The organism is Bacillus sp. FJAT-27251, from assembly GCF_001273925.1.
Lineage (GTDB): Bacteria > Bacillota > Bacilli > Bacillales > Cytobacillaceae > Mesobacillus_B.
On record NZ_LIGG01000001.1, the window covers coordinates 2,191,688 to 2,203,936 of the forward strand.

At 46.8% G+C, this 12,249-nt stretch carries 14 protein-coding genes; all 14 read left to right on the forward strand.

The features are described from left to right. Nucleotides 1-110 precede the first annotated feature (110 nt). The 14 genes from sigG (at nt 111) to ADU22_RS10450 (ending at nt 12,219) form a co-directional block, all read left to right on the forward strand. On the forward strand, nt 111-890 hold the full coding sequence (gene sigG, locus ADU22_RS10385) for an RNA polymerase sporulation sigma factor SigG (protein WP_046522217.1): 780 nt from the start codon (nt 111-113) through the stop codon (nt 888-890). Nucleotides 891-1,027: 137 nt separating this feature from the next. Next, complete coding sequence (locus tag ADU22_RS10390) at nt 1,028-1,297, forward strand: YlmC/YmxH family sporulation protein (RefSeq protein ID WP_053362088.1); 270 nt, start codon at nt 1,028-1,030, stop codon at nt 1,295-1,297. A 61-nt stretch (nt 1,298-1,358) separates the two neighbouring features. Further along, a complete protein-coding gene (pgeF, locus tag ADU22_RS10395) occupies nt 1,359-2,180 on the forward strand; it encodes a peptidoglycan editing factor PgeF (RefSeq protein WP_053362089.1) in 822 nt (273 codons plus the stop codon). Nucleotides 2,181-2,186: 6 nt separating this feature from the next. Continuing rightward, the gene (locus ADU22_RS10400) at nt 2,187-2,879 is read left to right on the forward strand and encodes a YggS family pyridoxal phosphate-dependent enzyme (protein ID WP_053362090.1); all 693 of its coding nucleotides are present in this window, start codon (nt 2,187-2,189) and stop codon (nt 2,877-2,879) included. Then, complete coding sequence (locus tag ADU22_RS10405; RefSeq protein WP_053362091.1) at nt 2,876-3,322, forward strand: cell division protein SepF; 447 nt, start codon at nt 2,876-2,878, stop codon at nt 3,320-3,322. The genes ADU22_RS10400 and ADU22_RS10405 overlap by 4 nt, the downstream gene beginning before the upstream one ends. A 6-nt stretch (nt 3,323-3,328) precedes the next feature. Continuing rightward, complete coding sequence (locus tag ADU22_RS10410) at nt 3,329-3,589, forward strand: YggT family protein (protein ID WP_053362092.1); 261 nt, start codon at nt 3,329-3,331, stop codon at nt 3,587-3,589. A 66-nt stretch (nt 3,590-3,655) separates the two neighbouring features. Beyond that, nucleotides 3,656-4,429, forward strand: coding sequence for a YlmH family RNA-binding protein (locus ADU22_RS10415; protein WP_053362093.1), 774 nt, complete (start codon nt 3,656-3,658; stop codon nt 4,427-4,429). A gap of 90 nt (nt 4,430-4,519) precedes the next feature. Next, nucleotides 4,520-5,041 (forward strand): DivIVA domain-containing protein, encoded by a 522-nt coding sequence (locus ADU22_RS10420; protein WP_046522210.1) that lies wholly within the window; start codon nt 4,520-4,522, stop codon nt 5,039-5,041. Between the two features lie 341 nt (nt 5,042-5,382). After that, entirely contained in the window at nt 5,383-8,148 is a 2,766-nt protein-coding gene (gene ileS, locus ADU22_RS10425) for an isoleucine--tRNA ligase (RefSeq protein ID WP_053362094.1), read from the forward strand. Between the two features lie 166 nt (nt 8,149-8,314). Further along, entirely contained in the window at nt 8,315-8,599 is a 285-nt protein-coding gene (locus ADU22_RS10430; protein WP_053362095.1) for a hypothetical protein, read from the forward strand. Nucleotides 8,600-8,675: 76 nt separating this feature from the next. After that, a complete protein-coding gene (gene lspA / locus ADU22_RS10435; RefSeq protein ID WP_053362096.1) occupies nt 8,676-9,164 on the forward strand; it encodes a signal peptidase II in 489 nt (162 codons plus the stop codon). Continuing rightward, nucleotides 9,139-10,050 (forward strand): RluA family pseudouridine synthase, encoded by a 912-nt coding sequence (locus ADU22_RS10440; RefSeq protein ID WP_053362097.1) that lies wholly within the window; start codon nt 9,139-9,141, stop codon nt 10,048-10,050. Before lspA ends, ADU22_RS10440 begins: the two co-directional genes overlap by 26 nt. A gap of 183 nt (nt 10,051-10,233) precedes the next feature. Beyond that, nucleotides 10,234-10,776: a bifunctional pyr operon transcriptional regulator/uracil phosphoribosyltransferase PyrR gene (pyrR, locus tag ADU22_RS10445; RefSeq protein ID WP_053362098.1), complete on the forward strand. Its 543-nt coding sequence runs from the start codon at nt 10,234-10,236 to the stop codon at nt 10,774-10,776. Between the two features lie 153 nt (nt 10,777-10,929). Beyond that, entirely contained in the window at nt 10,930-12,219 is a 1,290-nt protein-coding gene (locus ADU22_RS10450) for a solute carrier family 23 protein (protein ID WP_053362099.1), read from the forward strand. Nucleotides 12,220-12,249 lie beyond the last annotated feature (30 nt).

Consider the following 12,249-nt stretch of genomic DNA (forward strand, 5'->3'; position numbering starts at 1 on the left):
AGGATTTGCCTTCCTATTTTGGATGTTTTGCCCATTTAGTGTGTGCATATTTTTCCTCCCTGCGGAGATACTGATTTTTGTACAGCAGCTCCTGCAAGGAGGGAAAATGATTGACTCGAAACAAAGTAGAAATTTGCGGTGTGGATACTTCAAAGTTGCCAGTTTTGAAAAACGAAGAAATGAGACAGCTTTTCAAACAAATGCAAAATGGTGATTTAACAGCAAGGGAGAAACTTGTAAATGGAAACCTGCGGCTAGTGTTAAGTGTCATACAGCGCTTTAACAACCGTGGAGAATTTGTAGACGATCTATTCCAGGTGGGCTGTATAGGACTTATGAAATCCATAGATAATTTTGATCTGAGCCAAAATGTAAAATTTTCAACTTATGCCGTTCCAATGATTATCGGTGAAATCAGAAGGTACCTTAGGGACAATAATCCCATCCGTGTTTCCCGCTCTCTCAGGGATATCGCGTACAAGGCCCTGCAGGTCCGTGAAAAGCTGATGAGCCAGGTTTCAAGGGAACCAACTGCCGAAGAAATCGCCAAGGTTCTTGAAGTACCCCATGAAGAAATAGTTTTTGCCCTTGATGCCATCCAGGATCCTGTTTCGTTGTTCGAACCAATCTATAATGATGGCGGCGACCCGATTTATGTAATGGATCAGCTTAGTGATGAACGTAACAAAGATTCCAACTGGATTGAGGAAATCGCACTTAAAGAAGGCATGCGAAGGCTTAATGAAAGGGAGAAGCTGATTTTACGCAAGCGTTTCTTCCAGGGCAAGACACAAATGGAAGTGGCAGAGGAAATTGGAATATCCCAAGCACAAGTTTCAAGGCTTGAAAAAGCCGCAATTAAACAAATGAACAAAAACATCCAAAACTGAATGGAACTTTATCTGGCTGCCATAAGGCAGCCATTTTTAATGCTGGAAGCTTTGCCAGCCATCCCGAGAAGAAGCCAGTCATGAAAGGATGGACTCCAGACATATATTATAGTAAGTGATGCGGGGAGGAAGATAAAATGCTTAAAGTCTCGGATTTTCAGATAAAGGATGTAGTGAATGTTTCTGATGGGAAACGATTGGGAAATGTTGAAGATATTGAAATCAATTTGAATACGGGTAAGATAGAAGCGGTAATCATCGGAGGGGCAGGCAAGGTCCTTGGAATTTTCGGAAAGGATGCCGAAGTAGTGATTCCGTGGCAGAATATCCTGAAAATCGGCGAAGATGTAATTCTTGTCCGCTTTAGGGAATATGGGGAAGCCAAGGAAATAAAAGACGGGGAATAACGCTTACAGTTGCGATTATTGCCATATATGCTACACTAAAGAAAAATATTGCGAGGGTAAAATGGAACCATTCATTATTAATCACAATGAGTCTTTTGCTCTAAAATCCTGGATGGAGCATCAGCCAGCTTTGGCAGCCGGATTCTCAACCAAAATTGGCGGGGTAAGCTCTGGTCATTATGCAGGGTTGAACTTTGGCTTTCATGTTGGCGATGTTGAACATTCTGTATGCCAAAACCGAAGCATCCTGGCACAAAAAATCGGCTTTTCACTTGATAGCTGGGTAGGGGCGGAACAAACACATGAAACCCATATCCAGCGCGTAAAAGGCGGGGATCGTGGAAAAGGGGCAGATCGCTATGATGCTTCTTTTCGCCAGACAGACGGCTTTTATACAAATGAGAAGGGGATATTGCTGACGCTATGCTTTGCCGACTGTGTCCCTCTCTATTTTCTGGACCCGAACACCGGCTTTATCGGGTTGGCTCATGCTGGCTGGAAAGGGAGCGTCGGCGGCATTGGCAAGGAAATGGTCTCCATCTTCAAACAGGATGGCAGCAATCCGGAAGAAATTTTGGCGGTCATTGGGCCATCAATATGCGAAAAATGTTATATTGTAGACAACAGGGTCGTTGCATTTGTAGAAAAAATACTAGAAGGTGTCGAACAAAAGCCATATAATCAAATTAGTGAGGGACAATATTCCCTCGATTTGAAAATGCTTAATAAACAAATTCTGATGGGCTCCGGCCTCAGGGAAGAGAATATTCATGCAACGAATTATTGCACCAGCTGCGACAGTGAATACTTTTATTCCCACCGCCGGGACAAAGGGACTACAGGACGCATGATTGCTTTTTTAGGCTGGAAGGAGGATTTTTAACTGTAGATGCGAGTTATAGATAACCTGGATTCGGTCAAGAAGGTAATAGACGAAGCTTGCGAAGCGTCAGGCAGGAATCCGGAAGAAGTGAAAATCATTGCCGTCACTAAATATGTGAGTATAGATCGAGCCCGTGAAGCTTTGGAGGCGGGTATCGTCCATCTTGGCGAAAACCGGGATGACGGACTGGCCCAAAAATGGGAGCACTTGGGGGACAAGCCAGTTTGGCACTACATAGGCACTTTGCAGACACGCAAGGTGAAAAATGTAATTGATAAAATCAGCTATCTCCACTCACTGGACAGGCTGTCCCTGGCCAAGGAAGTGGACAAGCGTGCCAGCGGCAAAGTCAACTGCTTCATACAGGTAAATGTATCAGGTGAAGAATCCAAGCATGGGCTTCAGCCAGKGGAGCTTCTCGGCTTTGTCCGGGAACTCCAGCAGTACTCCAACATCCTGGTAGATGGTTTGATGACCATGGCTCCTTATACCGAAGATGAAGAACTTCTAAGAAACTGCTTTCGAGAATTGAAGAAGCTCCAACTTGCTGTTCAGGAATTAAAGCTTGACTCTGCTCCATGCAGCGAGCTTTCAATGGGAATGTCCAATGACTACAGGATTGCGGTTGAAGAAGGGGCTACGATGGTGCGGATTGGAACCGCACTGGTTGGCCACGAATTGGAGGTGCAGGACAAATGAGCCTGAAATCAAAACTTAAGACATTTTTTGCATTAGATGAAGAATATGAGTATGAAGAAGATTCTCGTATCGAAGAAGAACCGGAGCAGCCGAAACAATCAAGGCAGCCTGTTCAGCAAAGCCAGAAACAAAATGTTGTCAGCCTTCAAAGTGTCCAGAAAACATCGAAAGTCATCCTAATGGAGCCGCGTGTTTATGCAGAAGCACAGGATATCGCGGATCATTTGAAAAACCGGCGTGCAGTTGTTGTCAATCTTCAGCGGATCGAGGCTGACCAGGCGAAGAGAATCGTGGATTTCCTGAGCGGGACCGTCTACGCCATCTCGGGCGACATCCAAAAAATTGGCATGAATATTATCTTATGTACCCCTGATAATGTTGAAGTATCAGGGAATATTTCCGAATTGATGCAGGAAAGAGATTTTCAGGAGTCGAGGTGGTAGGGTTTAATGAATTTTTTGCTTGAAATATTACTAACAGTAATTTCGCTTTATCAATGGGCATTAATCATCTATATTTTTATGTCCTGGTTCCCGAACGCACGCGGGACGGCCATTGGGCAGTTCCTTGGCAGAATCTGCGAACCGTATCTTGAGCCATTCCGTAAAATCATACCTCCGCTTGGCATGATTGATATTTCTCCAATCGTTGCCTTCATGGTGCTGCGATTTGCGGGCATGGGCCTTGCCCAGCTATTTGCCTGGTTCTAAATGTATGTTCACAAGGGTCTCTCAGTAGACCCTTTTTGTATGAGGTAGAATAAAGGAGTTTGGAAAATGAACATTTATCAGCATTTTCGGCCCGAGGAACGGGAGTTTATCGATCAGGCCCTTGGCTGGAAGGACTATGTTGAACAAACCTATGCCCCAAAGCTGACGGACTTCCTTGATCCGCGTGAACAGCAAATTGTCAAAACAATCATCGGGACCCAGTCTGAAATAAAAGTTGAATTGTTCGGCGGGAATGGGGGAGCCGAGCGGCAGAGGGCGCTCATCTTTCCGGAATATTACCAGGCAGGGAATGATGATTTCCAAATTGCCTTGTTTGAGCTGGAATATGCGAAGAAATTCGTATCCATCGAGCACCGGCAAGTTCTTGGGAGTCTGATGTCACTGGGACTGAAGAGAGGAAAGTTTGGCGATATCCTCCTCAAAGGAGATCAGGTACAGTTTTTTGCTGCCGCTGAGGTATCGGATTATGTCCGCCTCCAGCTCGACAGCGTTGGCCGTGCCGGCATCTCATTGAAGGAATTGAAGCTGGAGGAGGCGATTCAGCCTGGGGAAAACTGGCGGGAGATAGCGGTTACGGCCTCTTCACTCAGGCTTGATACTCTTATGTCCGCACTGTACAATATTTCCCGGCAAAAATCCCAGCTCTATGTTCAGCAAGGCCATAGCAAAGTAAATTGGACAACCATTGATAACCCGTCTTTCGAATGCGGTGAKGGAGATATCTTGTCTGTAAGGGGTCTTGGACGGGCGAAAATTGTGACAGTTGAAGGAAAAACGAAAAAAGATAAATGGCGGATTATTGCCGGGCGGCAAAAATAAAGATATAGTAGAAAATAGCAGGAAATTTGGTTTTATTGTCGAAATTATCACCTTGTACATAACCGTCAATTTTTAATAGGAGGTGGCGTCATGCCATTAACGCCGTTAGATATACACAACAAGGAATTCAGCAAAGGATTTCGTGGTTATGATGAAGACGAAGTAAACGAGTTCCTCGACCAGGTGATTAAGGATTATGAAATGATAATCCGTGAAAAGAAGGAGCTTGAGGAGCGTCTCAATGACCTCAATTCTCGTCTGGGCCACTTTACCACCATTGAGGAAACATTGAACAAATCGATCGTCATCGCACAGGAGGCCGGTGAAGAGGTAAAACGAAATGCGCAGAAGGAAGCAAAGCTGATCATCAAGGAAGCGGAGAAGAATTCTGACCGGATTATCAACGAAGCTTTATCCAAAGCGCGCAAAATCGCGCTTGAGATTGAGGATCTGAAAAAGCAGTCAAAGGTCTTCAGGACGAGATTCAAGATGCTGATCGAAGCCCAGCTTGACATGCTGAATAATGATGATTGGGATCACTTGCTCCAGTATGAGCTGGATTCCACCGAGCTTAAGTCGGCTGCAAGAGAAGAAGAAGACTCACTGGCTTGACGCTGAGCAGCTAATTAGCATATAATTCTTTAAAGTATATATCATGATGAAACAGTGACAGGGACAGTACGATTTTCCATATGCTTATGGATAGCGAAGCGGGGATGGTGGAAGCCTGCGATAAGCGGAGAATCGGAACATCACCCTCTAGTTCCGAGCTGAAAGTTCCTTTGGAATCATTAAGCACAGGCGGCTCATTCACGTTAAGGATGCTAAAGTGGACTTCCGGATATGAGGTCTGATTAGGGTGGTACCGCGGGAAAACCTTCTCGTCCCTTAGGGGATGAGGGGGTTTTTTTTATTTCGCTGTTTATATTATGCACTGAGCAGGAGGAAAGAAAATGGATTTCAAAGATACTTTGTTAATGCCGAAAACAGAATTTCCAATGCGCGGAAATCTGCCAAAGCGCGAGCCTGAAATTCAGGGAAAATGGGAAGAGTTGAATATCTATGAGAAGGTTCAGAAGCGGACGGAAGGGCGTCCTTTCTTCATTCTGCATGACGGCCCTCCATATGCCAATGGGGATATCCACATTGGGCATGCCCTGAATAAAATCCTTAAAGATATGATTGTCCGCTATAAGTCGATGAGCGGCTATTCTTCTCCCTACGTGCCGGGTTGGGATACGCATGGATTGCCAATCGAACAGGCATTGACGAATAAAGGGGTCAAAAGGAAAGAAATGACTGTTGCCGAGTTCCGTAAGCTCTGTGAAGAGTATGCATATGAACAAATCGACAGCCAGCGCTCCCAATTTAAGCGTCTAGGTGTCCGGGGTGATTGGGAAAATCCTTATATTACCCTGAAGCCAGCCTATGAAGCCCAGCAGATCAAAGTATTTGGGGAAATGGCGAAAAAAGGATATATTTACAAAGGTTTAAAGCCTGTTTACTGGTCTCCTTCCAGTGAATCTGCCCTGGCTGAAGCGGAAATTGAATATAAAGATAAGCGCTCTCCGTCAATCTATGTCGGCTTTAAAGTGAAGAACGGAAATAGTGTTCTGGCTGAGGATGTGGAAATCGTCATCTGGACAACAACGCCTTGGACCATTCCTGCGAATCTGGGGATCTCTGTGCATCCTGAACTCACTTATGTCGTGGTTGCCGCCAATGGCCGGAAGTTCCTGGTTGCCGAGGCCTTGCTTGAATCCGTCGCAAATGAAATCGGCTGGGAAAATCCTTCCGTTGTGCAAAAGGTCCAAGGGAAGGATCTCGAGATGGTTGTTGCCGAACATCCGTTATACGGCCGTGATTCCCTTGTCATGCTGGGAGAGCATGTTACCACCGATGCCGGTACTGGCTGTGTCCATACAGCTCCGGGCCACGGGGAAGACGACTTCATTGTTGGCCAGAAATACGGTTTGGGAGTATTATCCCCTGTCGACGATAAGGGGAATATGACAGCTGAAGCGGAAGGCTTTGAAGGGGTGTTTTATGATGAAGCCAACAAGCCAATCACTGAAAAGCTACAGGAGGCAGGCGCCTTATTGAAGCTATCCTTCATCACCCACTCCTATCCGCATGACTGGAGAACGAAAAAGCCGGTCATTTTCAGGGCGACAGCACAATGGTTTGCCTCCATTAAGGACTTCCGGGGCGATTTGCTGCAGGCAATCAATGATACCAGGTTTGTCCCTGCATGGGGAGAAACACGGCTTTACAATATGGTCCGTGACCGCGGAGACTGGTGTATCTCCAGGCAGCGCGCATGGGGAGTGCCGATTCCTGTTTTCTATGCTGAAAATGGAGAAGCAATCATCACGGATGAAACCATTGACCACGTCTCCGGGTTGTTCAGGGAGCATGGTTCCAATATCTGGTTTGAGCGCGATGCAAAGGACCTTCTGCCTGAAGGCTTCACGCATCCAGGGAGCCCGAATGGACAGTTTACGAAGGAAACCGATATTATGGATGTCTGGTTTGATTCCGGATCTTCCCACCAGGCTGTTTTGCTTGAGAGAGATGATTTGCAGCGTCCTGCAGACCTTTATCTTGAAGGTTCAGACCAATACAGGGGCTGGTTCAACTCATCGTTGTCCACTGCTGTTGCCGTAACAGGCAAAGCGCCGTATAAAGGCATCCTGAGCCATGGATTTGTCCTGGATGGCGAAGGACGGAAAATGAGTAAATCTCTTGGGAATGTGGTGGTTCCAGCCAAGGTTATGAACCAGCTTGGAGCCGACATTCTGCGCCTCTGGGTAGCATCTGTCGATTACCAGGCTGATGTGCGTGTTTCCGACCCGATCCTGAAGCAGGTCGCAGAAGTTTACCGTAAAATCCGCAATACTTTCCGTTTCTTGCTTGGAAACCTGGATGATTTCAATCCTGAGAGAGATGCAGTGGCATTTGAGGATCTGCGTGAAGTGGACCAGTTCATGCTTGTAAAACTGAACAAACTGATCAAGCATGTGAACAAGTCGTATGAGAATTACGAATTTGCCGGTGTCTACCATGCGGTCAACAATTTCTGTACGCTTGATTTAAGTGCTTTCTACCTTGATTTTGCCAAGGATATTCTCTATATCGAAGCCGCTGGAAATGCAGATCGCCGTGCCATTCAGACTGTCCTGTATGAGAGCTTGTTATCGCTGGTGAAATTGGTTGCCCCAATTCTTCCGCATACAGCAGATGAGGTTTGGTCCTTTATCCCGTCTGTCAGCGAGGAAAGCGTCCAGTTGACCGATTTGCCTGAAGCAAGGGAAATTCCGCAGGCTGATGAACTTGAGTCCAAATGGAATGCATTCCTGAAGGTCCGCGATGAAGTCCTTAAGGCGCTGGAGGAAGCAAGGAACGAAAAGGTAATTGGAAAATCACTGACAGCCAAGGTCTCCCTGTATGTAAACAGCAAGACAAAGGAACTGCTGGATTCAATCGAAGAAAATCTCGGCCAGCTTTTCATTGTATCAGGCTTTGAAGTGGCAGGCTCCTATGATGAAGCTCCTGCGCATGCACTAAAGCTTGACCAGGCCGCGATCGTGGTTATAAAGGCAGAAGGTGAAACATGTGAGCGGTGCTGGGTTGTCACTCCCGAAGTTGGAAAAGTCGAGGAGTACCCTACACTTTGCCCAAGATGTGCTTCTGTAGTAAAAGAAAATTACGGACAGTGAGAATGAAATCCCCGGCAATTGCCGGGGTTTTTTCTGTTCGTCCGACCACCGCATATATAAATATTTCCTGCTCCGACAATTCCTGTACTGCCTGTCAAATGTTTAACTGAGTCAATGAAATTTAACAGGCAATAATACGACTAAACAGAAACGGAGGCAGTGATATATGAAGCGGTATCATTTTATCTATGAAGAGCTCCGTCGTTCAAGGGAAGAACTGTTAGATTGTTTGCTAAAGGCAGATGGGAACAGCCCGGTTATCTGCTATATCCAGGCGGAACTTCAGGATGTTGAACATGCGCTTGCAAAAATTGAAGCAGGTGATTTCGGCAGGTGTGAAATGTCAGGCGAGCTGCTCCCTGCGGGCTTGCTTGGCATGGTTCCTATAGCGAGAACAGAGGAAGACATTAAAATGATGGAAGCCTATTTGCGAAAACCGCTTTATTCTTAGATTTACTGTAGTTTTTGGGCGCATTATGCTAAAATGCAAAAGTAATGAATTGAGAGCGTGCTTGGAGGTTACTTTTGTGTTTTATTACATAATCGCATTTATTGTTATTGTGCTTGACCAGCTAACGAAGTGGCTGATTGTCAAAAACATGGAACTTGGAGAAAGCATCCAGGTTATCGAAAACTTCCTGTATATCACGTCCCATCGAAATCGCGGTGCAGCGTGGGGGATCCTGCAGGGACAGATGTGGTTCTTCTATATCATTACCACAATCGTGATTATTGCCCTTGTTTATTACATCCAGAAGGAAGCGAAAGGGAAGATGCTTCTGGGCGTCTCACTTGCATTCATGCTAGGCGGGGCTGTCGGCAACTTTATTGACCGTATCTTCCGCAAAGAAGTAGTCGATTTTATAAATACTTATATTTTTACTTATGATTTTCCAATCTTCAACATTGCAGACTCTGCGCTGGTAATTGGGGTAGGAATGCTGATGCTGCAAATGCTGAAGGAAGAGAGAGAGGCGAAGAAAAAAGCTCATGGAGAAAATGGAACGAACGGTTGATGAAATCCTGGCGGGAGCCAGAATTGATAAAGCAGTCTCCACGCTAAGCGAGGAATGGTCAAGAAGCCAGGTGCAGCAATGGATTAAGGATGGGTTTGTCAAGGTAAATGGCAAGCCGGTAAAATCCAATTATAAATGCAGCATGAATGATGTAATCGAGGTGGAAATTCCGGAACCGGAAGCGCTGGATGTCATTCCAGAGGAAATGGACCTGGATATCTACTTTGAAGACTCTGATGTGCTGGTTGTCAATAAGCCAAAGGGGATGGTTGTCCACCCTGCACCCGGACATCTTACTGGCACGCTTGTAAATGGTCTGATGGCCCATTGCAGGGATTTGTCGGGGATTAACGGAGTGCTGCGGCCGGGTATCGTGCATCGTATCGACAAGGATACGTCTGGTTTACTGATGGTGGCCAAGAATGACCTTGCCCACGAAAGCCTTGTAAACCAGCTGGTGGCCAAAAGTGTGACGCGAAAATATAAGGCCATTGTTCATGGCATCATTCCGCATGACCATGGGACCATCGACGCGCCGCTTGGCCGGGACCAAAAGGATCGGCAGAGCATGGCGGTGGTGGATAATGGCAAGCATGCCGTTACCCATTTCAACGTCCTGGAGAGGTTCAGGGATTTTACGATGGTTGAATGCCAGCTCGAAACCGGAAGGACCCATCAAATTCGTGTGCACATGAAATATATCGGCTACCCGCTTGCCGGGGATCCCAAGTATGGGCCAAGAAAGACGCTCGACCTTGGCGGACAGGCTCTCCATGCCGGAATCCTTGGCTTTGAGCATCCGCGGACTAGCCAATATCTTGAGTTTGAAGCACCACTTCCAGCTTATTTTGAGACTCTGGTTGAAGACCTGAGAAATAATGATTGACAAACCTGCCTTGGTGGCTTAAGATGGCTATAGCATAAGAACGACCTTTAAAACAGTCCCGTGAGGCTGGGAAGGCAACGGAATTAGCAGGCAGCTGCGTGCAGCTGGTGCTGTAATCACACTGATTATTCTGCCCTCTCATCCACACGGTGATAGGGTTTTATTGTTAAAGGAGCATGAGCCATGACAGAAAAAGCTACGGTATTGGATGAACAGGCAATACGCAGGGCGCTGATCAGGATTGCCCATGAAATCATCGAGCGGAACAAAGGAATTGAGGATTGTGTGCTCGTTGGCATCCGCACCCGGGGCATCTATATCGCCAGGCGGCTTGCAGAAAGGATTCAGCAAATTGAAGGCAATTCAATTGATGTAGGCGAGCTGGATATCACTTTATACCGGGATGACCTTTCCGTCAAAACCGAGAACAAGGAACCTAACATCAACGGCTCGGATATCCCTATGGATATCACGAATAAAAAAGTGATACTCATCGATGATGTCCTTTATACCGGAAGGACGGTCCGCGGTGCAATGGACGCTCTCATGGACATTGGACGGCCCGCTGCCATTCAGCTGGCGGTGCTAGTCGACAGGGGACACCGGGAGCTGCCGATCAGAGCTGATTTCGTCGGCAAGAACATTCCGACCTCCAGCTCTGAAAAAATCGTCGTTGAACTTACAGAAGTGGACTCCCGCGACCGGGTGTCTATATACGAAAGATAGATACTTAAAGATAAATACACCCTTTTAAAAGCAGTCCTGCGAGGCTGTAAAGGGGGAATGAGAATGGCAGGGCTTCCTGCTGTCGTTATCCATGCCCTCTTTGCGTCTGCGCAATGAGGGTTTTTTATATACAACTTAGGAGGAACCTGCAAAATGTCCAGACCAATCTTAGACGTAAAAGATGTTCCATCACCATTGCAATTTATCACTCTCAGTTTACAGCACTTATTCGCCATGTTTGGCGCAACCATTCTTGTTCCTTACCTTGTCGGCTTAAGCCCGGCCATTGCGCTGATTTCCAGCGGGCTCGGCACAATTGCCTTCCTGATCGTCACCAAGTGGCAGGTTCCTGCTTATCTAGGTTCATCGTTCGCCTTTATCGCTCCGGTTATTGCCGCGAAGGCAGGAGGGGGTCCTGGGGCAGCCATGATAGGAACCTTCCTTGCCGGGCTCGTGTATGGTACAGTTGCGTTAATTATCAAACGGGCAGGCTACCAGTGGATCATAAAGCTTTTGCCGCCAATAGTCACAGGCCCAATTATCATTGTCATCGGACTTTCCCTTTCCGGAACAGCCGTCGGCATGGCGATGAATAATCCTGAAGGAGAATACAGCTTGCTGCATTTCTCAGCCGCTCTTGTTACGCTGGCGGCGACTGTGGTTTTCTCCATCTACGGAAAAGGCATGCTCAAGATGGTGCCGATTTTGCTGGGAATCATTATTGGCTATCTTTATTCCCTCGCTGTCGGACTGGTTGATTTGACCCCAGTAAGGGAAGCGAAATTTTTCGAGATGCCAGACTTTATCTTCCCGTTTGTCCACTATGATGTAAAGCTGACACTGGATCTTGTCCTGCTGATGGTGCCAGTGGCATTGGTTACCCTTTCTGAACATATCGGCCACCAGCTTGTCCTCGGAAAAGTCGTGGGCAGGGACTATATAAAAGAGCCCGGGCTTCACCGCTCCATCATGGGAGATGGTTTGGGAACGATGATTTCGGGATTGATGGGAGGACCACCGAAGACTACTTATGGTGAAAACATAGGGGTACTGGCCATCACGAGGGTATACAGTGTCTATGTTCTTCTTGGAGCAGCCATCGCAGCCACCCTGTTTGGGTTTATTGGGAAAGTAACGGCATTGATCAGCTCCATCCCAACGCCAGTCATGGGAGGCGTCTCGATTCTCCTTTTCGGGATCATCGCTTCGTCCGGATTAAGGATGCTGGTCGACAGCAATATCGATTTTGGAAACAACCGGAATCTGGTGATTTCATCCGTTATTCTGGTCATCGGAATCGGGGGGGCATTCATTAAGATATCCGAGCAGTTCGAAATTCATGGAATGGCCCTTGCAGCTTTGATTGGGGTACTCCTGAACCTTATTCTGCCTGGCGAAAAGAAAGAAGCAGAGGCTGTACAGCCAGTAAGTAAAAGCGTATAGATTCACCTTTTAAAACCGGTCCAGAGAGGC